The 23129-nt window shown below is 63.7% G+C and carries 19 protein-coding genes; 16 read left to right on the forward strand and 3 right to left on the reverse strand.

Annotated elements, in window-relative coordinates; translation table 11 throughout:
• The first annotated feature begins 12 nt into the window (after positions 1-12).
• Positions 13-1011, forward strand: coding sequence for an ABC transporter ATP-binding protein (locus C8348_RS11225; RefSeq protein ID WP_106753429.1), 999 nt, complete (start codon positions 13-15; stop codon positions 1009-1011).
• 71 nt (positions 1012-1082) lie between these two features.
• Here C8348_RS11225 and C8348_RS11230 read toward each other — a convergent pair whose 3' ends face one another.
• Entirely contained in the window at positions 1083-2144 is a 1062-nt protein-coding gene (locus C8348_RS11230; protein WP_106753430.1) for an ABC transporter ATP-binding protein, read from the reverse strand.
• 23 nt (positions 2145-2167) lie between these two features.
• On the reverse strand, positions 2168-2947 hold the full coding sequence (locus tag C8348_RS11235) for an IclR family transcriptional regulator (RefSeq protein ID WP_106753431.1): 780 nt from the start codon (positions 2945-2947) through the stop codon (positions 2168-2170).
• A 151-nt stretch (positions 2948-3098) separates the two neighbouring features.
• Here C8348_RS11235 and C8348_RS11240 point away from each other — a divergent pair, with 151 nt between their 5' ends.
• The 9 genes from C8348_RS11240 (at position 3099) to C8348_RS11280 (ending at position 13404) form a co-directional block, all read left to right on the forward strand.
• Positions 3099-4343, forward strand: a complete 1245-nt coding sequence (locus C8348_RS11240) for an ABC transporter substrate-binding protein (RefSeq protein ID WP_208983709.1) — start codon at positions 3099-3101, stop codon at positions 4341-4343.
• A gap of 111 nt (positions 4344-4454) precedes the next feature.
• The gene (locus C8348_RS11245) at positions 4455-5342 is read left to right on the forward strand and encodes a carbohydrate ABC transporter permease (protein ID WP_106753432.1); all 888 of its coding nucleotides are present in this window, start codon (positions 4455-4457) and stop codon (positions 5340-5342) included.
• 2 nt (positions 5343-5344) lie between these two features.
• On the forward strand, positions 5345-6190 hold the full coding sequence (locus C8348_RS11250) for a carbohydrate ABC transporter permease (protein WP_106753433.1): 846 nt from the start codon (positions 5345-5347) through the stop codon (positions 6188-6190).
• Positions 6187-8262 carry an alpha-galactosidase gene (locus C8348_RS11255; RefSeq protein ID WP_106753434.1) on the forward strand — a complete coding sequence of 692 codons (2076 nt, stop codon included), beginning with the start codon at positions 6187-6189 and terminating at the stop codon, positions 8260-8262. The genes C8348_RS11250 and C8348_RS11255 overlap by 4 nt, the downstream gene beginning before the upstream one ends.
• A gap of 40 nt (positions 8263-8302) precedes the next feature.
• Entirely contained in the window at positions 8303-9073 is a 771-nt protein-coding gene (locus tag C8348_RS11260; protein ID WP_106753435.1) for an SDR family NAD(P)-dependent oxidoreductase, read from the forward strand.
• Entirely contained in the window at positions 9070-10020 is a 951-nt protein-coding gene (locus C8348_RS11265) for a 2-dehydro-3-deoxygalactonokinase (RefSeq protein ID WP_106753436.1), read from the forward strand. The genes C8348_RS11260 and C8348_RS11265 overlap by 4 nt, the downstream gene beginning before the upstream one ends.
• Entirely contained in the window at positions 10020-10634 is a 615-nt protein-coding gene (locus C8348_RS11270; RefSeq protein ID WP_208983717.1) for a 2-dehydro-3-deoxy-6-phosphogalactonate aldolase, read from the forward strand. Before C8348_RS11265 ends, C8348_RS11270 begins: the two co-directional genes overlap by 1 nt.
• The gene (locus C8348_RS11275) at positions 10631-11488 is read left to right on the forward strand and encodes an SMP-30/gluconolactonase/LRE family protein (RefSeq protein WP_106753438.1); all 858 of its coding nucleotides are present in this window, start codon (positions 10631-10633) and stop codon (positions 11486-11488) included. The genes C8348_RS11270 and C8348_RS11275 overlap by 4 nt, the downstream gene beginning before the upstream one ends.
• Positions 11485-13404 (forward strand): beta-galactosidase, encoded by a 1920-nt coding sequence (locus C8348_RS11280; protein WP_106753439.1) that lies wholly within the window; start codon positions 11485-11487, stop codon positions 13402-13404. The genes C8348_RS11275 and C8348_RS11280 overlap by 4 nt, the downstream gene beginning before the upstream one ends.
• 3 nt (positions 13405-13407) lie before the next feature.
• Here the strand turns inward: C8348_RS11280 and C8348_RS11285 are convergent, their stop codons facing one another.
• Complete coding sequence (locus C8348_RS11285) at positions 13408-16728, reverse strand: response regulator (RefSeq protein ID WP_106753440.1); 3321 nt, start codon at positions 16726-16728, stop codon at positions 13408-13410.
• 394 nt (positions 16729-17122) lie between these two features.
• On the opposite strand from C8348_RS11285, the gene C8348_RS11290 reads away from it, so the two are divergent.
• The 6 genes from C8348_RS11290 to C8348_RS11315 all read left to right on the forward strand — a co-directional run bounded on the left by C8348_RS11290 (position 17123) and on the right by C8348_RS11315 (position 23022).
• Complete coding sequence (locus C8348_RS11290) at positions 17123-18787, forward strand: ABC transporter substrate-binding protein (RefSeq protein WP_106753441.1); 1665 nt, start codon at positions 17123-17125, stop codon at positions 18785-18787.
• Positions 18788-18955: 168 nt separating this feature from the next.
• On the forward strand, positions 18956-19933 hold the full coding sequence (locus tag C8348_RS11295) for an ABC transporter permease (protein ID WP_106753442.1): 978 nt from the start codon (positions 18956-18958) through the stop codon (positions 19931-19933).
• Positions 19933-20841: an ABC transporter permease gene (locus C8348_RS11300; protein ID WP_106753443.1), complete on the forward strand. Its 909-nt coding sequence runs from the start codon at positions 19933-19935 to the stop codon at positions 20839-20841. Before C8348_RS11295 ends, C8348_RS11300 begins: the two co-directional genes overlap by 1 nt.
• Positions 20838-21650 carry an ABC transporter ATP-binding protein gene (locus C8348_RS11305; protein WP_106753444.1) on the forward strand — a complete coding sequence of 271 codons (813 nt, stop codon included), beginning with the start codon at positions 20838-20840 and terminating at the stop codon, positions 21648-21650. The genes C8348_RS11300 and C8348_RS11305 overlap by 4 nt, the downstream gene beginning before the upstream one ends.
• Positions 21643-22554, forward strand: a complete 912-nt coding sequence (locus tag C8348_RS11310; RefSeq protein WP_106753445.1) for an ABC transporter ATP-binding protein — start codon at positions 21643-21645, stop codon at positions 22552-22554. The genes C8348_RS11305 and C8348_RS11310 overlap by 8 nt, the downstream gene beginning before the upstream one ends.
• Before the next feature lie 12 nt (positions 22555-22566).
• Complete coding sequence (locus C8348_RS11315) at positions 22567-23022, forward strand: GNAT family N-acetyltransferase (RefSeq protein WP_106753446.1); 456 nt, start codon at positions 22567-22569, stop codon at positions 23020-23022.
• Positions 23023-23129: the final 107 nt, after the last annotated feature.

Below are 23129 nucleotides of genomic sequence, written 5' to 3' on the forward strand. Positions count from 1 at the left end.
GCAGGAGACATCATGGGCGCGCTGTCCCTTACCAAGATCACCAAGTCCTTCGGCAAAGTCGACGTCATCAAGGGCGTCGACCTGACCGTCAACGACGGCGAGTTCTGCGTCTTCGTCGGTCCGTCCGGCTGCGGCAAGTCCACGCTGCTGCGCATCATCGCCGGTCTCGAAGACGCCAGCAGCGGCTCGATCCGGATCGATGACGCCGACATCACCAACGCCCCGCCGTCGAAGCGCGAGATCGCCATGGTGTTCCAGAGCTACGCGCTCTACCCGCACCTGACCGTCAAGGGCAACATGGCGCTGGCACTGAAGCAAGCCGGAGCGTCGAAGGGCGAAATCGAAACGGCCGTGCAGCGCGCCTCGTCCATGCTGTCGCTGGACAAGCTGCTGGAACGCCGGCCGGCGGAACTGTCGGGTGGCCAGCGCCAGCGCGTCGCCATCGGCCGTGCCGTGGTGCGCACACCCAAGCTCTTCCTGTTCGACGAGCCGCTGTCGAACCTCGACGCCGCGCTGCGCGTCAACACCCGCATCGAGATCGCCCGCCTGCACCGCGACCTCAAGGCAACCATGATCTATGTGACGCATGATCAGGTCGAGGCCATGACGCTGGCAGACCGCATCGTCGTGCTGAATGCCGGTCGCATCGAGCAGGTCGGCGCGCCAATGGAGCTCTACAACGATCCGGACAATGTGTTTGTCGCCGGCTTCATCGGCTCGCCGCAGATGAATTTCCTGAAGGGCAACTTGCTCGACGGCCGCGGCGAAACGCTGGGCATCCGGCCGGAACACCTTGCGATCAGCCGCAGCGAAGGACAGATCCCGGGCACGATCAGCCATGTCGAGCATCTGGGTGGCGAAACGCTGGTCTATGTGCGCAACGCCGAGCACGGTCTCGTCACCGTGCGCCTCTTTGGCGAACACAAGTTCAGCGTTGACGAAACGGTGTTCGTGACGCCGGAGCCTAGCCGCTGCTACCACTTCGACGCCAACGGCCAGCGCATCCGCTGAACTTGTTCAAGGCACAGAACGAAAAACGGCGGGCCCTGCCCGCCGTTTCTGCTGTCAGGTGTTGACGCGGATCAGCGCAGGCGCAGACCGGCCTCGTCAGCGGCAAAGAGGAATGCCTTGTCGGCCTCAAAGCGCAGGCCAACGCTGTCACCGATCCGGGCGATGGCATCGTCGCGCTGTTCGACGACGATCTTTTCGCCCGTCGATGCGACGAGGTGGATGTAGGACACCCCGCCAAGCGCCTCGATCATGTCGACGCGGTGGCTGGCTCCGTCCTGTAGCAAAAGGTGCTGCGGACGCACGCCCAGGACAACGCTTCCGGCATGCGACGACACGTTTGGCCCCTGCACCTGTGCATCAGAGATGCCCGGCGCCAGCAGCGTTCCGTCCGCGTTCATCCGTGCCGCCACAAAGTTCATCGCCGGCGAACCGATAAAGCCGGCGACAAAACGGTTGTCCGGATCATGATAGAGATCGAGCGGCTTGCCGACCTGCTCGACACGGCCGGCCCTCAGCACGACGATCTTGTCGGCAAGGGTCATGGCCTCGACCTGGTCATGCGTCACGTAAATCATGGTGGCGCCGATCTCGCGGTGCAGGCGGGCAATCTCGACGCGCATCTCCACGCGCAGTTCCGCATCAAGGTTCGACAGCGGCTCGTCAAACAGGAAGACCTCCGGTCCGCGCACGATCGCGCGGCCGATGGCAACGCGCTGCCGCTGGCCGCCGGACAGGGCCTTCGGCTTGCGGGCGAGCAACGGGTCGAGCTTGAGGATCCGCGCCGCCTCGGCAACCTTCGTGTCGATCTCACTCTTCGGATGACCGGTCATCTTCAGGCCGAAGCCCATGTTTTCGGCCACCGTCATGTGCGGATAGAGCGCATAGGTCTGGAACACCATGGCAACGCCGCGTTCGGACGGGTCGGCGGCGGTCACATCCCGGCTGCCGATCCGGATGGAACCGCCGGACGTCGCCTCCAGGCCGGCGACCATACGCAGCAGCGTGGACTTGCCACAGCCGGACGGCCCGACGAAGACACAGAACTCCCCGTGATCGACGGTGAGATCCACGCCGCGGATCACCTCGACTTCGCCGAAGCGTTTGACGACATTGCTAAGCACCACGCCGGACATTGTGTTCCTCCCGTCCCTTGTTGTTACTGTTCCGGAAAGCGCCAGGCCTGCGCATCGGCGGCGATGGCAGCGGCCACCTCGCACAGGCGCGGGGCAAAGGCTTCCAGATCTCCCAATGAGTTGCGCTGCGTTGTTGACGTGATCGACAGCGCCCCGATGGCCCGGCCCGACGCGGACAGGATCGGTGCGGCGATACAAATGATGCCCGGCTCATGCTCTTCGAGATCGAACGCATAGCCGCGTGCCCGGATCGCCTTCAATTCACCGACCAGCGCCTCGCGTGATGCAAGGGTTGCCGGCGTGAAGACATGGAACGACTGGCGGGAAAGTGCCTGCTCCAGCCTGTCGTCCGGCAAATACGCGAGCATCGCCTTGCCGACACCGGTGCAATAGGCCGGGCCGACCTTACCGGCCTGACTGAACATGTCGACCGGACGCGCCGCGTTGCGCTTGTCGACATAGAGCACCTGCCCCTGGTCGAGCTGGGCCAGATGCAACGTCTCGCCCAGCTCTTCCGACAGCCGGTCCAGCCAGGGCCGGGCGATGGGGGCGAGCGAACTCTGCGCCCAGGCGGCATGGGCCAGCCGCACGAGGCGAACCCCCAGCGAATAGACCTGCGCCTCCGGGTCATACGCCAGCATGCCCTGGTTGGTGAGGGTCTGAAGGAAGCGATACAGGGTCGCCTTCGGATAGCCCCCCTGCCCGAGCAACTCGGTGAACCGCACAGGGCGCCCATGCCGGGCAACCATGTCCAGCACATCCAGGGCCTTGCCGACGGTTCCGTCGCCTTTTTCCTCGCTCATTCCGTTTCTCCGGTCTCGCGCCTTGACAGTCTTAAAGCTTCGCAGCATAGTTTTCAATATGCAAGACTAAGTTCCATTATTTGGAACAAACTTGCAAGTCCGACCCGCGCAAATGCTGCGGCGAATATCGTGACATCCTTGGGAGGAGAGCATGATTTACAAGTTGCTTGGCGGAACCGCGCTGGCGGTTGCCGTCCTCATGTCGTCTGGCTCGGCCATGGCCGAAAAGCGGAAACTGGTGTTCAACACCGACACCTCGGACCCGGCTCCGAAAGCCGCCATGGAAGAACTGATCACCCTCTTCGAAGCGGAAAACCCGGACGTGGACGTCGTGGTTAACATGTTCGACCACGAAGGCTACAAGACTGCCATCCGCAACTTCCTGACCGCTGACGCACCCGATGTTGCCAACTGGTACGCCGGCAACCGCATGGCCCCCTTCGTCAAGGCTGGCCAGTTCACCGACGTCAGCGACGTGTGGGCCGAAAATGGCCTCGCCGACAAGCTGTCTTCGTCGCTGGCCTCGATGACCATCGACGGCAAGCAGTGGGGCGTCCCCTACACCTATTATCAGTGGGGCATTTACTACAACAAGGACGTCTACAAGCAGGTCGGCGTCGATGTGCCCAAGACCTGGGACGAGTTCATTGCCAATTGCGCCAAGTTCAAGGCCGCCGGCATCGATTGCGTGACCACTGGCTCCAAGGCGCTGTGGCCGATCGCCGGGATCTTCGACTACCTGAACCTGCGCACCAACGGCTATGACTTCCACATGCAGCTTACCGCCGGCGAGGTTCCGTGGACCGATGACCGGGTCAAGGCCACGTTCACCGAATGGGAGAAACTGGTCGGCCCGGGCTACATGACCGCCAACCATGCTGCGATTGACTGGCAGGATGCAGCCGCGCTGCTGGTCCAGGGCAAGGCCGCCAATTATGTCATGGGCAACTTTGCCGTTGCCGTGTTCAAGGACGGCGGCATGACCAATGACAGCCTTGGCTTCATGGTCTTCCCGGAGATCTCCGCCGGCATCCCGCGCGCCGAAGAAGCCCCGACCGACACGATCCATATTCCTGCCGGCGCCAAGAATGTCGCCGATGCCAAGAAGTTCCTGGCATTCGTGGCCCGCGCCGACGTCCAGACCGCGCTGAACAAGACCCTCGGCCAGCTTCCGGTCAACAAGGAGTCTGCCGTTGACGCCGATGATCCGTTCCTGACCGCTGGCTTCGAGACGGTTTCGAGCGCGGCCGGCCTTGCCCAGTTCTTCGACCGCGATGCCCCGGCTGAAATGGCCAAGGCCGGGATGGAAGGCTTCCAGGAGTTCACCATCAAGCCAGACCGGCGCGATGCGATCCTGGAGCGTCTCGAGAAGATGCGCCAGCGCATCTACAAGTAACCGGCCGGCCCGGACGAAGCCCCACCGCTTCGTCCGGGTCACCTGTCCCGTTCAGCGCGCCCGTTGTCCGTGATCGGAAACGGTCTGCCGCCGCGACCGGCTGAGGACCCCATGCAGGCCTTCTTCAAGACCCACCAGCGACGTCTGGCACCCTGGCTGTTCCTGGCCCCTGGGGCTGCCTTTTTCCTGTTCTATGTCATCGCCCCGATCTTTGAATCCATGGCCCTGTCCTTCTATGACTGGGATGGCCTTGGTGAGGCGACCTGGGTCGGGATCGGAAACTACATCGAGTTGCTGGACGACGACGCGTTCTATATCTCGCTGAAGAACAACCTGCTCTGGCTTGTTCTCTACATGCTGGCGATCCCCTTCGGCCTGGCAATCGCGATCTTCCTGAACCAGACCGTCTGGGGCATTCGGGCCTACAAGTCGCTGTTCTTCTTTCCCTTTGTCATCAGCCAGGTCGTCGTCGGCCTAATGTTCTCGTGGTTTTACGCGCCGAATTTCGGGCTGCTCTACACACTCATCGAAGCCGTCACCGGAAAGGGCGTGGCCATCCTCGCTGATGAGGACTATGTCACCTACGGCATCATCGCCGCAGGCCTGTGGCCGCAGATCGCCTATGTGATGATCCTGTATCTCACCGGCCTCAACAATGTCGCCCCCGACCAGATCGAGGCGGCGCGGCTCGACGGCGCCAAGGGCTGGAAGATGCTGTGGTACGTCATCCTGCCACAGTTGCGGCCGGCGACCTTCATCGCCGTCGTCGTCACCGTCATCGGCGCGCTTCGATCCTTCGACCTGGTCTCGATCATGACCGACGGCGGTCCCTATGGGTCCTCGCGCGTCCTGTCCTTCTACATGTATGAGCAGGCCCTGTCCGAATACGGCTTCCGCATGGGCTATGGCGCGGCCATCGCCGTCGTGCTCTTCGCCATCATGATGGTCTTCATCACCGGCTTCATCTGGAAGATGTGGCGCGACGAGAAGGATCACTGAGCATGTTTCCCCGTCCCATCCAGCAATCCAGCCGCCAGGCGCAGATCCTCTACCAGGTTGCCTTGCCAATCGCGCTGGTCGTCTGGCTGCTGCCCTTGCTCGGCGTTGCCGTGACCTCGCTGCGTCCCTCGTCGGATCTGGCCGCCGGCAACTATTTCGGCCTGCCCTCGGCCATCGCCTTCGACAATTATGCGGCCGTGTTCCGTAATTCGCCGATCGCCAGCTACATCCTGAACAGCTTCAAGGTGACGATCCCGACCGTGATCGGAGCCGTGGCTCTCTCCTGCATGACCGGCTTCGCGCTTGCGGTTTACAAGTTCCGCGGCAACGTGCTGATCTTCTTCCTGTTCGTTGCAGGCAACTTCGTGCCGTTCCAGATCCTGATGGTTCCTGTGCGAGACCTGACGCTGCAGATGGGTCTCTATGACACGACGCTGGGCCTCGCCCTTTTCCACATCGCGTTCCAGACCGGCTTCTGCACCCTGTTCATGCGCAATTTCATCCGCGCCCTGCCCTATGAGCTGATCGAGGCCGCACGGGTTGAAGGCGTCAGTGAAATCCGGATCTTCTGGTATGTGGTGCTGCCGCTGATGCGCCCGGCGATTGCTGCCCTGTCGGTTCTGATCTTCACCTTCATCTGGAACGACTATTTCTGGGCGACGGTCCTGACCACCGGTGCGGCGACGCAGCCGGTGACAGCTGGCCTCTACTCGCTCAACGGCCAGTGGGTCGCTGCCTGGCATCTCGTATCCGCCGGCTCGATCATCGCCGCCATGCCGCCGGTCCTGATGTTCTTCCTGATGCAGAAGCACTTCATTGCCGGGCTGACACTCGGGGCTGTGAAATGACCCACTGGCGCATCGACACGCCGCAGCAAACCCTTGTCCTTTCGAGCGAGGGAGCGATTCCTGCCGCGCTCTATTGGGGACCGCCGCTGCCGGCGGACGAGGATCTCGATCAGTTCGCGCTGGCTGCCCGCGCGGATCTGACCGGCGGCATGCTTGATCGCCTGCCGGATCTGACCCTGTGTCCGATGCCGGCCGATGACTGGCAGGGGCAACCCGGACTGGTCGTGTCGGATGCCGGCGGCACACCGCGCGCACCGCGCTTTCGGTTTGACCACGCCCAGCCGTCGGCCAATGCACTGCAACTCGTCAGCCGCGATGGCGACCTCACGCTGACCCACGAGATCCGGACGGAGCCGACAGGCGTCCTGGTGCTGAAAACTACGCTGACTTCGGAGCGACCGGTCCGCTTGACCTGGCTTGCTGCACCTGTGCTGCCGCTGCCTGGAGGCGCGCAGGACAGCATCGATTTCTCCGGCCGCTGGATCGGCGAGTTGCAGCCGGAGCGCATGGCAATCCGGACCGGCATCCGTCTGCGCGAGAGCCGGACAGGCCGCTCCGGGCAGGAACATCCCCCGTTTGCCCTGGTGGCAGACCAAGGCTGCCGCAACACCTCCGGCGAAGCGAGGGCCTTCAGCTATGCCTGGTCCGGCGGACATCGCCAGATCATCGAGGAACTGCAGGATGGCCGGCGGCAGATCCAGTTCGGTCATGCCAGCAGGGCGGAGCTTGTGGCAGGAACGCGCTTCGAAAGTGCCGAGCTCATCGTCAGCGTCTCGACCCGTGGCCTGAACGGCGTCGCCGTGACCATGCAGCGGGATATCCGCGACCGGATCGTCCGCTGGCCGACGCCGCTGGCGAGCCGCCCCCGTCCCGTGCACTACAATTGCTGGGAAGCTGTCTATTTCGATCACAAGCTCGAAACCCTCACCGACATGGCCGCACGCGCTGCGGCGCTCGGTGCAGAGCGCTTCGTTCTCGATGATGGCTGGTTCGGACGCCGCGATGACGACACGACGAGTCTCGGCGACTGGCTGGTCGATCGGCGCAAATGGCCCGACGGGCTGGCGCCTCTGATCAGCGCTGTCGAAGCACAGGGGATGCGGTTTGGCCTGTGGGTCGAACCGGAAATGATCAGCGAGGACAGCGATCTCTACCGCGCCCATCCGGACTGGATCCTTGGCCCGGCCGATCAGACGCGCGGGCGCAACCAGCTGGTGCTCGACATGGGGCGGGCGGACGTTCGCGACCACCTGTTTGACCGCCTGTCCACGCTGCTGAGCGAGCACCGGATCGACTACCTGAAATGGGACCACAACCGCCTGCTGCCCGTTGTCGATGCGGCCCAGACGCGGGGCATCTACGATCTGCTGACGCGGCTGCGCGCCGCCCATCCGGGCGTTGAAATCGAGAGCTGTGCCTCGGGCGGCGGCCGGATCGATGCCGGCATTCTCGCCCAGACCCAACGCGTCTGGCTGTCGGACAGCAACGACGCGCTGGAGCGGATCCGGATCCAGCATGATGCGGCCCTGTTCCTGCCGCTCGCCGTGACTGGCAGCCATGTCGGACCGCGCCGCTGCCATACATCCGGCCGCATGCTGAGCATGAGCCTCAGGGCCAGAACGGCCGCGCAGCGGCACATGGGGTTCGAAATGGATCTCACCGAGCTCACCGAGGAGGAGGCCGAATGCCTGCGATCGGTGACCGCATGGTGGAAGGCCAACCGGGACTGGCTGACCTTCGCCGACATCCTGCGGCTCGACAGCGCGGATCCGGCCGTGACCGCAGAGCAGCAGCTGGCCCGTGATGGCAGCCGCTTCGTGGTGTTCGCTGGACAGACCGGGACGTCTCGCCAGGCATTACCGCGCCCGCTGCCCCTGACCGGGCTCGATCCCGCCGCCCGCTACCGGATCAGCCTCCTCAACCCGGAGGATATCCCGCCGCAATCGCGGGGGCCGAACGCGCTCAAAGAGATGCCACTGGTCTTGTCCGGCGCCGCCTTGATGCACCAGGGCGTGACCCTGCCGGTTGCCTGGCCTGGAACCCTCTACATGCTGGAAGGAGAGCGCCTGTAAGGCGCATCTTTCGCAAGGATTGATAACTGGAGTAGATTTGATGCAGACCCTTCCTGTTTTCCCCGATCTATCTGGTGCCTCGGTCTTCATCACCGGCGGCGGATCAGGAATTGGCGCGTCGCTGACAGAGGCATTTTTGAAGCAGGGTGCCAAGGTTGCCTTCGTTCAGCGGTCCGATGCATCGGCCTTTTGCGACGAGATGCAGCAGAAGACGTCAAACCGCCCACTGTTTCTGCCGTGCGACATCACCGATATCGCGGCGCTTCAGGGCGCAATTGCGAAGGCCTCCGAGGCGCATGGGCCGGTGACAATCCTCGTCAACAACGCCGCCAATGACCAGCGTCACGCAACCCTGGACGTGACCGAGGACTACTGGAACTGGTCGATGGCGATCAACCTGAAGGCCTATTTCTTCGCAATTCAGGCCGTGGTTCCGGGGATGAAGGCAGCCGGAGGCGGATCGATCATCAACTTCTCGTCGATCAGCTACATGATGGGCAACGCCGGCTACCCGATCTACACCGCGGCCAATTCCGGCATCAACGGGATGACGCGCAGTCTCGCGCGTGAGTTCGGCCCCGACCGCATCCGCGTCAACGCCCTCGCGCCTGGCTGGGTGCTGACCCAGAAGCAGAAGGACATGTGGGTGACACCCGAAGGCCTTGCCGCGCATCTCGAGCGCCAGTGCCTGAAGGACACCATTGACCCGGAGGACATCGCCGGCGGCTGCCTGTTCCTGGCATCGAAGGCATCGAAGATGATGACCGGTCAGGCGCTGGTCATCGACGGCGGTGTGGCGGTGACGGGATGACGGAGAGACAGGATCCGGCCCCAACCGGAAGCGCCAATGTGGAGTGGATCGCCGTCGACTGGGGCACAACCCATCTGCGCGCCTGGTCGATGCAAGGCAATCAGGTCCTGAGGCAAGCCGCATCGGACGATGGCATGGCGAGCCTGAGCCGTGACGGATTCGAACCGGCGCTGTTGAAGCTGGTTGGCGGCTGGCTTTCGGCTGGCAAGGTCACACCGGTCATTGCCTGTGGCATGGTTGGCAGCCGGCAGGGCTGGATCGAGGCTCCCTATGTGGCGGTTCCCTGCCCGCCGCTGAGTGCCGCCCATGTGGTGCGCGGGGTCAGCCACGATCCCAGGATCGCGGTCTGGGTGGTGCCGGGCCTGCGCCAGGATGCGCCGGCGGACGTGATGCGCGGTGAGGAGACACAGATAGCCGGCCTTCTGGTTGCCGACCCTGACCTCTCGGGCACCGTCTGCCTGCCGGGAACCCACACCAAATGGGCCAACGTGCGCGCCGGCAAGGTGCTGGAGTTCTCGACCTTCATGACAGGCGAGCTCTATGCCTTGATCAGCGGCCACTCGGTGCTCCGCCATGGCCTTGGCACGACATCCGACTGGCACCAGCCGAGTTTTGAAGCGGCAGTCGAGGAAGCGTTGCAGGCACCGGCAGGCCTTGCCGCCGGGCTGTTCCGCCTGCGGGCGGAAGGGCTGCTGCACGCAATGGCCGCCGAGGCGGCGCGGGCACGGCTGTCCGGTCTGCTCATTGGCAATGAACTGGCTGCACTCCGGTCCAGGCTCGACGGTCCGGTCACCCTCGTGGGTGCCCCCGGCCTCAGCGCGCTCTATGCGGCGGCGCTTGTCATTGCGGGCTACGAACCGCGCATCGTCGACGGAGCCAACCTGACACTTGCCGGACTGTCGCTGGCGAGGGAGTCCATTCTCGAAGACATCCGGAGACCTGCGTGATGCGTCCGCTGATTGCCATTCTGCGCGGCCTGACGCCGGCCGAAAGCCTGCCTGTGTGCGAAAGGCTGATCGCTGCCGGCTTCACCCGCATCGAAGTGCCGCTGAACTCGCCGCAGCCCTTCAACAGCATCGCGGCCATGGTCAAGCACTTCGGCGACAGCGCCCTGATCGGGGCGGGCACGGTGCTGGAGGCGGCTGATGTGCAGCGTCTTGCCGATGTCGGCGGACGGCTTGTCGTGTCGCCCAACTGCGACCCGGACGTGATCCGCGCCACCAAGGCCGCAAGGCTGCTGTCGTTTCCCGGCGTGATGACACCGAGCGAGTGCTTTGCTGCGCTGAAAGCCGGAGCGGACGGGCTGAAACTCTTCCCCGCCGGACTGCTTGGCCCCGAAGGCGTCAAGGCGATCCGGGCTGTCCTGCCGAAGGAGACACAGCTCTATGCGGTTGGCGGTGCTGGTCCGGACAATTTCGCCAAGTGGATGAAGGTCGGCATCACCGGTTTCGGGATCGGGACATCGCTGTATGTTCCAGGCCTCGCCATTGCCGAAATCGAACAGCGCGCCAGAGACATGGTGATCGCCTTCGATGCCGCGAAGACCCAGGAGCCCGCATGACATCCGTTTTCGATGCAACCGTCTGTGAACTGGGAGAAGGTCCGCTGTGGCATCCGCTGCGCCAGCAGCTCTACTGGTTCGATATCACCGGCCGCACGCTCTACACACAGACGGACGACGAGACAAAGGCCGTGCGCTTCGACACTTTCGTGTCGGCGGCCGGATGGATCGACGCGAACCGGCTGATGATCGCCAGCGCGCGCGAGCTGTTCATCCATGACCTCAATTCCGGGACCAACACCCATGTCTGCCCGCTGGAGGCCGACAATGCCGTGACGCGCTCGAATGATGGCCGTGCGGACCCCCAGGGCGGTTTCTGGATTGGCACCATGGGTTGCAACGCCGAACAGGATGCCGGTGCGATCTATCGCTGGTATCGCGGCGAGTTGCGGCGCCTCTTTGCGCCGATCACGATCTCCAACGCGATCAGCTTTGCTCCGGACAGCCGCACCGCCTTTTTCACCGATTCCGCCGTCGCCAAGGTCATGCGCGTGACACTGGACGCGGATGGCTGGCCCAATTCGGAACCGGAGGTGTTCCTTGATCTGGGTCCCGCCGGCCGCGAGCCGGACGGAGCGGTGATCGACCGCGACGGCCTCATGTGGCTGGCCGAATGGGGCTCGTCACGGGTTGCCGCCTATGCGCCCGACGGATCGCTGGTGCGGACCGTTCCGGTTGATGCGCCGCACACCACCTGCCCGGCCTTTGGTGGCCCGGACCTGACAACCCTTTTCTGCGCATCCGCCCGGCAGGGCCTGACCGCATCGGGCCGCGCTGCGGCTCCGCTTTCCGGCATGACCTTCACCGCCGCCAATGTCGCGCGCGGCCAGCAAGAGCATCAGGTGATCCTGTGACCGACAACCTTCTGCGCCGCCTTGGCGTTTGCTACTATCCCGAGCACTGGCCCGAAACCCAGTGGTCTGAAGATGCGGCCCGCATGGCCGCCGTTGGCCTCACCTATGTGCGCATCGGCGAGTTCGCCTGGAGCCGGATCGAACCGGAGCCCGGACAGCTGGACTGGGACTGGCTGGACCGATCTATCGCGGTCCTGGGTCAGGCTGGACTGAAAGTGGTGCTCGGCACGCCGACAGCCACGCCGCCGCGCTGGATGGTGACGAAACACCCGGACATGCTGGCCGTCGATGCCGAGGGTCGTCCACGCGGTTTCGGATCGCGCCGGCATTACTGCTTCTCGCATGAAGGCTACAAAGCAGAATGCGCCCGCATCGTCACCCTGCTTGCCGAGCGTTATGGCGACAATCCGCATGTCGCAGCCTGGCAGACGGACAATGAATATGGCTGTCACGACACGACTGTCTCCTATTCAGAAGCTGCGCTGACCGCTTTCCGCAACTGGCTGGCGCGCAAGTACCAGTCGCCGCAGGCCCTGAACCGGGCCTGGGGCAATGTGTTCTGGTCGATGGACTATGCCAGTTTCGAGGACGTCGGCCTGCCGAACCTGACCGTCACCGAGCCGAACCCGGCGCATGTGATGGACTTCCGCCGCTTCTCGTCCGATCAGGTGGTGCTGTTCAACCGGCTGCAGGTCGACATCCTGCGCCGTTACACCGAAGCGCCGATTGCCCATAACTACATGGGCCGGATCGTCGACTTCGATCATTTCGACGTCGGCGCTGACCTCGATATCGCCAGCTGGGACAGCTATCCCCTGGGCTTCCTGTCCGACCGGATGGAGGTCGACGACACCTTCAAGCGGCGCTTCCTGCGCCAGGGGCATCCCGATTTTCAGGCGTTTCACCACGATCTTTACCGCAGTGTCGGGCACGGCCGCTGGTGGGTAATGGAACAGCAGCCGGGCCCTGTGAACTGGGCGCCCTACAATCCCGATCCCCTGCCCGGCATGGCACGGCTCTGGGCCTGGGAGGCCTTTGCCCATGGCGCGGAGGCCGTTTGCTATTTCCGCTGGCGTCAGGCTCCGTTTGCGCAGGAGCAGATGCATGCCGGGATGCTGCGTCCCGACAGCGCCCCTGCCCCGGCGTTCCATGCTGCCGAAGAGGTGGCTGCCGAGCTGAAGGCAATGCCGACGACCGACATCAAAAAGGCACCCGTGGCACTGGTGTTCGATTACCCGAGCGCCTGGGCCTGGCAGATCCAGCCACAAGGCAAGGACTTTGACTATTTCCGGCTGGCTTTCGCGATGTATCGCGGTCTGCGTCAGCTCGGGTTGTCGGTTGACATCGTTCCGGCCAGCACGGAAGATTTTGCCGGATACCGGCTTGTCCTTGTGCCCGGTCTCTTCACCCTGCCAGAGACGCTCGCCAACGCGCTTGTGGCCAGCGGCGCCGACGTCGTGGCCGGACCAAGGACGAACTCCAAGACGGCTGACTTCGCGATCCCCGTGCCGCTGCCTCCGGCCCTGCCCGGGCTCGATTGCCGGATTTCGCGGGTCGAAAGCCTGCCGCCCTTTGCCCCGGTCCCGCTGGAAGGGGGAGGCTCGTTCCTTGGCTGGCGCGAGAAGCTGGAGGGCAGCGCGGAGGTCGTCGTACGGGCGAGCGACGGCGAGCCAGCCGTGGTCCGTGGAGGCTGCTTCACCTATCTCGCTGGCTGGCCGGATGAAGCGGCTCTGAACCGGGTTCTGACCGAGGCTACTGCGCGGGCCAAGATCACGACGACCGCGATGCCGGAGGGCCTGCGCCAGCGCGACACGCAGACGCACAGGTTCTACTTCAACTACAATCCGGATCCTGTTGTTTTCAATGGCATGGAACTGCCGGCGGGCGGTGTCGCCTGGCAGGCGCTGCCGGACTGAAATTCAGGATCCGGCAGGTACCATCTTGCGAAGCACGGCGAGGTCGCGGGCGAGACGTTCCCGCGCCTCACGGATCGCGGGCGTGTCCAGCGCGCCCTCCCTTCCTGCCTGTTCCAGCAGGAAATCGGCCGAGCGCAGCACATCGCGCCAACGCGGATTGACCGGCAATGTCTCGAGCATGAGATACTTGTCGAGCGTGCGCGTCTGCAGCGACGACTTATCGAGACTGACGCGCCAGATGCCGCTGACCTCGGCAAAGTCGACCTTGCCCTTGCCAGTGAGTTGCTTCCAGAGGCTGAGCACCTCCCCCATCACCGCCACGATCTGGCCTCGGTACGGATCGGGATTGACGACATCAATGTCATCGTCAACCGGACTGGCGAGAGCTGGCAGCGAACTGTCGACGGCATCGCGAATGGATGTGACAAGGCCGGGCGCCTCGCGGCCGGATTCGCTGACGAGCAACGCAATGCCGCCGCCGGCGTCCGGCAGAAGCGCAAAGGCATTCAGCACCAGCCGTCGCCCGTTGATCTCGGTCTCGATCCGCCGCGTGTCATCGTCACCGGTCAGGCCGGACAACTCAGACAAGGCGGTGCCCGGCAGCAGGTCAGCCAGCGCAGTCTGGCCGCTCACCGCGCTCTCGCCCAGCCAGTTTTCTGCGGCCGGATTGGCGAAGGTGACAATACCCTTTGGATTGGCGCAGATGAGCCCGTCCTCGAGCGCCTCGAGCAACTGCCCCATCCGGCGCTGCGACAGCCGAAGCGCGTCCTCCACCTGGATCCGCCGCTCGATTTCCTGTTTGAGTTCGCTGTTTTCTTCTGCGCGGCGCTTGGCGCGCGAAGCCTCCAGCAACGTGGCAATCCGGCTGACGAGCTCGTCCTTGACGAAGGGCTTGACGACATAGTCGTTCGCGCCGACCTCGAAACCGGCGATCATGTCGCGGGTACGCCCGCGCGCCGTCAGCAGGATGATCGGCAGATCAAGCAAGGAGTGCCGGCGGCGCAGATGGCGGGCGACCTCCAGACCGCTCATGCCCGCCATCATCACATCCAGCACGACAAGATCAGGCTGGTATTGCTCAACGAGACGCAGCGCTTCTGGCCCATTGTCGCAATCGATGACCCTGTAGCCACGCGGCAGCAGCACATTGCGCAGGACCTGCAGGTTGATCGGCTCATCATCCACGAGCAGGATCGATGGAGCGCTGCTGTCTTCAAGGGCTTGTGCCCCGATCAGCAACCCGTCCGCACTCGCCATCACCTCATGCAGTTCGGACCGCACAGTCGACAAGGCCGGACGATCGGATGCCGGAAGGCTGACGGTGAAGGTCGATCCCTGGCCCAGCGTACTGGTCACCTCGATGGTGCCCTCCATCAGGACGGCGAGATTGCGGGCGATCGTTAGCCCGAGCCCCATGCCTTCCTGCAATGCGGCGCGCGGTCCGGACCCGGTAATCTGCTCCAGCGGATGGAAGATCCGTTCAAGACTGTCAGGCGAGATGCCCGGTCCGAAATCGCGGATCGCAATATCCACCCGGTTTCCGTCAACCATTTCGCGCATCCGGGCCGTGATCTCGATGCGGCCTTCACCGCCGTACTTGACGGCATTGGTGATCAGATTGAAGAGGATCTGTTCAAACCGCACCGGATCGGCATGGACCGCCGGCACATCCGCGTCAACATCGACCCGTAACGTGACCGGTTCGCCGGCCAGCATCGGCCGGGCCAGTTGCAGCACGTTGCGCAGGCTTTGCGCCACATCGAGCGGCTGCAGGTCCAGACGCATCCGCCCTTCCCGGATGCGGTAGATGTCGAGAAGGTCGTCCACCAGCCGGGACAGACGCCGGGCGCTCAGCGCGATCAGATGCAGCTGGCTCTTCTGCGCCGGGGCGAACTCGCCCATCGCACCGGCTCCAAGCGTCTCGGAAATGCCGATGATGCCGTTGAGGGGCGTGCGCAGCTCGTGCGAGGTCGCCGCCAGGAAGCGATCCTTCATCCGGTCCGCTTCCTCGAGCTCGGCGTTCTTTTCCTCGATCTGGCTCAGATGCTGTTCCAGCTGGGCGTTTTTCTGGCTGATCAGTTCGAGCTGGTCACGCAAGGAGCGCCGCATCTGACTGACCGCACGTGACAGATCGGCATACTCGAGTGGCTTCGCATACTCGGGCAGCGGCTCCTCAAGGGCACCATTGGCAACCGCCGTTGCCGAGCGGGCGAGGCGGCGGATCGGACTTGTCATCGAGCGTGACAACGCAAGAGCCGCCGGAACCAAAGCTGCAATGGCCGCGATGCCGATGATCAGCAGCGCATCGCGTAGCCGCCGCGAGGTGGCAAAGGCGCGCGCCTGTTCAGATTCGGCCACGACCAGCCAACCCGGGGCTGGATCCATCAACCGCTTCCAGGCCGACAGGGTCGGAACCCCGATCAGGCCCTTTTCCAGCGTTTCGATGCCTTGAGGTGCACGCATCTGCTCCGGCACAACCACCGGGCTTGCAGTGCTGATGCCAGTTCCCCGAGTCGCGGCAATCACCTCGCCCGTCGAGGAAATCAGCGTCATCACATTGCTCGCCTGCATCAGGCGGCCAAGCCCATCGGCCGGAAGACGGAAGAAGACGGTCGCATTCGACGTGGCGTAGAGCCTGACATTCATCCCGAGATAGGCAACGAACTGCCCGGTCAGCGGATCGCGAATAAAATCGGAGAGCAGCAGCGCTTCTGACTGCGGATTGACCCGGAGGCGGCGATAGAGATCGGCCAGCGGCCCGCTCATGCCGTTGAGATCATGCCCGAGATAGCTGTCCTTCGAGACCGAATAGACAACCCGGCCACGCGTATTGACGAGGTAGAGATTGTCGTACTCGGACCCGCTGATGAATTCTGCAAAGGAGGGATGAAACCGTCGATGCGCATTGGCGTATTCCAGGGCCTCGCGCAGCAGGATGTCTTCCCCCACGGGCGCCGGCGGCGGAATGATGGTTGACCCGCCGGGTTCGACACCGAACAGCAAGCGCAGTCTTGCTCCGGACTGGGCCTCCGTGGCAGCCATCTGGCCAAAGGCGAAGGAGAAGCCGTAAAAATCTCCGACCGCATAGCGGACATTGGCGGACTGGCCGATGCTCTCGGCCTCACGCCGGGCAAAGGCGAGGTACTGCAGCACCTCGCTGCCCTTGGCATCACGCGCAAAGGCGACCTGACGATAGGTTTCCTCGGTGATGTTGCGGTTGACGAGATTGAAGAAGACCCAGCCCCCGAGCGCCAGTGGTAGGACGGAGGCCAGGATCAGCGTGATCATGACACGGGTCTGGAAGCCCTGCGGCAGAAAGGTCATGTCGGGTCCGGGTCACGCTTAGCAATCGATCAGTATCAGAGCCTATATCATCGCCGGTGTGACAGTGCAGCCGCCGCAGCAGACCCTCATCCCGGATAGATCACGGCAACCCCCCCGCTGAGCCCTCAGTGCAGTTCATAACCATCTGATAAATAATAAGATAACTGCCACTTCCTCGACTGGCACAATCTCGTGGCTCTCCGATTTTGACGAACTTTACGAAATTTCGGGTGGCTTTTGACCCTGTTGCAGAGCGCAAGATGCCGGTGCTGCATCGCTGGCGAGGAGCGGTGTCGGGGAAGTGACGGACGTTCGTCCCACCACCTGCTTCCGATCCGAGGCGGCATCACAAGACTGCAGGCGCGGAGAAGTCGCCTGCTTCGGGAGGATACAAATGATCAAGTCACGTCTGGCTGGCGTCTTCATGTCGGCCACGCTTCTGGGTTCCGCGTCCGGCGCCGCCCTGGCTGCCGATGCCGTGCTGACCGCGCTTCCGGTCCAGCGCACCGCCTGGGTGGAAAACTACAACCCGTTCAACGAATCGACCCGCCTGCCTTCGATCCAGGATTTCGTCTACGAGCCCCTGGTGATCTTTAACTCGCTGAAGAGCGGCGAGCCGAACTTCCGTCTGGCGACCGGCTATGAGTATGGCAGCGACCTGAAGTCGGTGACCTTCAAGCTGCGTGATGGCGTGACCTGGTCGGATGGCGAGCCCTTCAATGCCGATGATGTCGCCTTCACCTTCAACATGGTGCTGAAGACCCCGGCTCTCGACACCCGCTCGATGGCAAAGCTCATCGAAAGCATCGAAGTGATCGATCCGCTCACCGTCAAGTTCAACCTGAAGAAGGTGAACAGCCTGGCAGCGGACGATATCGTTCGCGTTCCGGTGGTGGCAGAACACATCTGGTCCAAGGTCGCCGATCCGGTGTCTTTCACCAATCCGAAGCCGGTCGGCACGGGCCCGCTGACCGATTTCCGCCGCTTCACAGAGCAGGAATATCTGCAGTGCCGCAACCCGAACTACTGGGATGCCGCGACGCTGAAGGTCGACTGCATGCGCTTCCCGCAGATCGCCAACAACGATCAGGCGCTGGCAGCTGCTGCCCGTGGTGACCTCGACTGGATGGGTTCGTTCCTGCCGGACATCGAGAACACCTACGTCGCCAAGGACCCGGCCAACCACAAGTACTGGCTGCCGGCTGGCTCCTTCGTGATGTTCAACGTCAACCCGGAATCGCCGAACGAAGGCAACCGTGCTGCCTTCTCCGACGTCAATTTCCGCCGCGCCCTGTCGATGGCGCTGGACCGTGAAGCGATGGTCGAGATCGCCGGCTACGGCTACCCGACCATCAACCAGTATCCGTCCGGTCTTGGCCGCGCTTACCACGCCTGGAACAACCCGGCCGTGGACGAGAAGTTCGGCAAGTACATGCAGAACGATCCGGAAGCCGCCAAGTCCCTGCTGGCCGAGCATGGCTTCAAGGACACCAACGGCGACGGTTTCGTCGAGGCTCCGAACGGCAAGCCGATCAGTTTCGACATCATCGTCCCGAACGGCTGGACCGACTGGGTCAACGCGGCACAGATCGCCGTCGAAGGCCTGAATGCGGTCGGCATCAAGGCCTCGGTCGGCACGCCGGAACAGGCCGTCTGGAACGAAGCCCTGATCAAGGGCACGTATGACATGGCCCTGAACTCGGCCTTCGTCGGCCCGACGCCCTACACGCACTTTGACACGATCCTGCACGAGCGGAACCAGGGCGTGACCCGCTTTGGCGCCGGCCGCTTCAAGAACGCCGAACTGTCGGCCGCCCTTGATGGCTTCACCCAGACCACCGATCAGGCCAAGCAGAAGGAACTGATCAACACGGTCCAGATGATCGCCGGTGAAAACCTGCCCGTGATCCCGGTGTTCAACAACCCGCGCTGGTATCAGTACAACACCAAGCGCTTCACCGGCTTCTTCAGCGCCGAAAACCCGGTTGCGAACCCGGTTGTCCATGACAACCAGCCGGAGCGCCTGCTGCACCTGCTCTCCCTGCGTCCGGTCAACTGACCTGATGCCTCTGCGGGGCGGCCTGTTCGGCCGCCCCCTTTTTCCGTGCGGCCGAAGGCAGGCGCCAGAACGCACGGCAGGCAACCGGCATTCCCCACAGGAACCCCCTGGCCGGCTTCCCTCGCCCCAGGCCGGCGCCGGGGCGCGACGGTGTATTGGACCAGCTTCATGAATTTTCTGCTGAAACGGCTCGCGTTCTATCTTGTCGCCTTCGTGGTGGCCGCGACCTTCAATTTTATGATCCCGCGCATGATGCCGGGTGACCCGACGGACATCATGCTGTCCCATGCCGATGGCACGATCCCGCCCGAAGCGCGCGAAGCCCTGAAGGCCACGTTCGGTTTCATCGACGAGCCGTTGCACATCCAGTATGGCAACTACCTCGCCAGCATCTTCACTTGGGACTTCGGGACCTCGATCAAGTTCTACCCGCTTCCGGTCACCGATGTGCTGCTGATGGCCCTGCCCTGGACCTTGCTGCTGACCGGCTCCGCGCTGGCGATCTCGTTTTCGGTCGGAACCTTGCTGGGGATCCTTGCCGCCTGGCGCCGCGGCCAGGGCGTCGACATGGTGCTGTCGCCCCTTGCCCTGGCGATGCAGTCAATCCCGGCGATGGTGGTTGCCCTGACAACCCTTTACATCTTCGCCATCGGCAACCAGATCCTGCCGACCGGCTACGCCTATGATCCCTCGCTGGATCGCGGTTTCACGGTCGACTTCATCGCCTCCGTCGCGACCCACGCCATCCTGCCGGTCCTGACCCTGAGCCTCGTTTTCACGGGCGGCTATCTGGTCACGATGCGCAACAACATGATCGGCCAGCTTGGCGAAGACCATGTGCACATGGCCGAGGCCAAGGGGCTGTCGGATGCCCGCGTCCGCTACGCCTATGCGGCCCGCAATGCGCTGCTGCCGTCGGTGACCGCGCTTGCCCTGTCCTTTGGCGCGCTGTTCGGCGGGTCCCTGGTGACGGAGGTGGTGTTCAATTACCCCGGCGTCGGCAACCTGCTTTACCTCGGCATCCTGGCGCGCGACTTCCCGCTGATCCAGGGACAGCTGCTGATCATGACGCTGGCCATGCTGACCGCGAACTTCACGGTCGACATCGCCTACATCTTCCTTGACCCGCGCCTTCGGAAAGCCTGATGACCGGTTTCCTCACTTCCTTCCTGCGCAATCGCAAGGCGGCCTTCGGCCTCGCCATCGTGCTGCTCTATGTGATGATCGCCCTCCTGGCGCCGGTGATCGCGGGCTATGAACCACTCGCCCGTGTCGCCCGTCCGCACCAGCCGCCCTCCTGGGATCACTGGCTGGGCACCACCCGTATGGGCCGTGACGTATTCGCCCAGCTCGTCTGGGGCACCCGCACATCGCTGATGGTCGGCCTTGTCGCCGGCCTGATCGTGACGATCAACGGGACCATCATCGGCATCACCGCCGCCTATTTCGGCGGGGTCGTCGATGAAGTTCTCAACTTCATGACCAATGTGGTTCTGGTCCTGCCGCAGCTGCCTTTGCTGCTCGTTCTGGCCGCCTTCCTTGGCCAGGTCAGCCCGTGGTCGATCGCCCTGATCATCGGCCTGACCTCCTGGGCCTGGGGCGCGCGCGTGACCCGTGCCCAGGGGCTGACACTGAAGACCCGCGACTACATCGAAGCCTCGCGCATGCTGGGAGAACCGGCCTGGCGCATGATCCTGGTCGAGATGCTGCCGAACCTGTTGTCGATCATCTGCTTCAACTTCATCGGCTCGATCATCTTCACCATCATCACCCAGGCAACGCTTGAGTTCCTGGGCCTTGGCAGCCCGTTGAACCTCTCCTGGGGCACGATGCTCTACAACGCCCAGACCTCGTCGGCGATCACGGTCGGTGCCTGGTGGGAAGTTGCAGCGCCCTGCCTTGCCATCGTCTTCATCGGTGTCGGCCTGTCGCTGATGAACTTCGGCGTCGACGAGATCTCCAACCCGCGCCTGCGTACGCTCGGCACCATTGGCAAGGCACTGAAACTGCAGCGCGAACTGGATCGTGCCCGGCTGAAGGAGGCCGCCCAATGACCGCGCTGATCGACGTCCGCAACCTTAAGGTCGACTATCTGACCCAGACGGGTGCCTTCACCGCCGTGAAAGGCGTGTCGTTCCAGATCGCTCCGGGAGAAATCCTCGGGCTCGCCGGCGAAAGCGGTTGCGGCAAGAGCACCATCGCCTTCGCCCTGATGCGCCTGCACAAGCCGCCGGCCTTCATTTCCGAAGGCTCGATCCGCTTTGATGGCGAGGACGTGCTGGCGCTGAGCGATGCGGACCTCAGGGCCTTCCGCTGGTCGAAGGCCGCAATGGTCTTCCAGAGCGCGATGAACTCGCTCAACCCGGTGCTGACCGTGTTCCAGCAGTTCAACGACATGCTGAAAGCCCACGGCGTCACCGACAAGGCGGCCATTCGCGCCCGCGCCGAGGAGATGCTGGCGATGGTCGGCATCGCCGCTGACCGGCTCGACAGCTATCCGCACCAGCTGTCAGGTGGCATGCGCCAGCGTGTTGTCCTTGCACTGGCGCTGACCTTGCGTCCGCGCCTGGTCATCATGGACGAGCCGACGACGGCGCTTGATGTGATCGTGCAGCGGGAAATCCTGCAACAGGTGGTGGCGCTCAAGGAAAAGCTTGGCTTCTCCGTGTTGTTCATCACCCATGATCTGGCCCTGATGGCACAGATCGCCGATCGGATCGCCGTCATGCTGCGCGGCGAGATCGTCGAGATCGGCGAAACGGCGCAGATGGTCAATGACCCGCGCCACGACTACACGCGCGCCCTGTGGGAGGCCATGCCGATCCTGAGCGCCCAACCCGAAAAGGGGCTGGCCCATGGCTGACACCTCCCCCATCCTGGCGCTGGAGAAGGTCTCCAAGACCTTCATCACCAAGCCCGTGTTTGGCCCGGCCCGCCGGGTCGAGGCCCTGCGCCGCGTTTCCCTGACCATCCAGCCCGGCAAGGCGCTGGCTCTCGTCGGCGAGAGCGGCTCAGGCAAAAGCACGGTTGGCCGTCTGATCGTGCGCCACTATGCCCCGACCGACGGACGCATCCTGTTCGAGGGACAGGATATCGAGCAGAACCACAGCCGGGCCCTGGAGAAGGCCTATCAGCGCTCGGTGCAGATGGTGTTCCAGGACCCGTTCTCGGCGCTCAATCCGGCCCACACCATCCGTCACCACCTGATCCGTCCGCTGCGGCTGCACCAACCGGACCGCGATCCGGAACAGGCGATGCTTGAGCTTCTCGGCGACGTTGAACTCGACCCGAAGTCGACGCCGGACAAGTATCCGCACGAGCTCTCGGGCGGACAGCGTCAGCGCGTCAATTTCGCCCGCGCACTTGCGGTGAATGCCCGCCTGATCGTTGCAGACGAGCCGACGTCGATGCTCGACGTCTCGATCCGCAAGTCGGTGCTCGGCCTGATGCGGCGGCTGAAGGACGAGCGCGGACTGGCGCTCCTCTACATCACCCATGACATTGCGACCGCGCAGTATCTGGCGGAGGAAACTGCCGTGATGTTCCGCGGCCAGATCGTCGAGCAGGGCCCGACAGCCGAGGTCGTCGGTGCGCCGCGCCATGCCTACACCCAGCTTCTGCGCGCTGCCGTGCCCGATCCAGCGGTGCGTCTTGGCAGCGACACCACCGGCTTCGCAGAGCGCTCGGCAGTCGTGCGGACGGACGCGGCCCGCGATGTGGTTGAAATGGCAACCGCCGGTAACGGCCATTTCTTTGCCCTTCACTGAGAGTTGAGCGCGATGTCCGACTTGCTGGTTCCTCTCTACGCCCTGCCCACGCCCCCGGCCTTGCCGGAGGGCCTGGTCGTGCGCCCCGCCCTGCCGCCGGAACACCATGTGGTGACGGCCTTTGTCGGCAAGCACTTCAGCCCCGGCTGGGTCAGCGAATGCACCGTTGCCCTGGCCGCAAGGCCCGCCCGCATCCTCATTGCCATCGAGAATGGCGAACTGGCCGGCTTTGCCTGCCACGATGTCACCGCGCGCGGCTTTTTCGGTCCCACCGGTATCGATCCTGCAAAACAGGGGCGCGGCATCGGCCGGCACCTGCTGCTGCGCGCCCTTGATGCGCTGAAGTCAGACGGCTTTGCCTATGCCGTGATCGGTGCGGCCGGGCCGGTCGACTTCTACGTCAAGACCTGCGGCGCAATCGAGATCCCCAATTCCACGCCCGGCATCTATCGCGGCCTGCTGCGCTGATGCACCCACCGGTCCGCCCCCGGACCAGTAACGTCAAATATCGACGCCTCACCCCATTTCCCGACGCCATCAGCGGGATGGCTCAGCCAGACCCCGCGTGCAGACTT

The organism is Pannonibacter carbonis (assembly GCF_003012935.1).
Classification (GTDB): Bacteria; Pseudomonadota; Alphaproteobacteria; order Rhizobiales; family Stappiaceae; genus Pannonibacter; species Pannonibacter carbonis.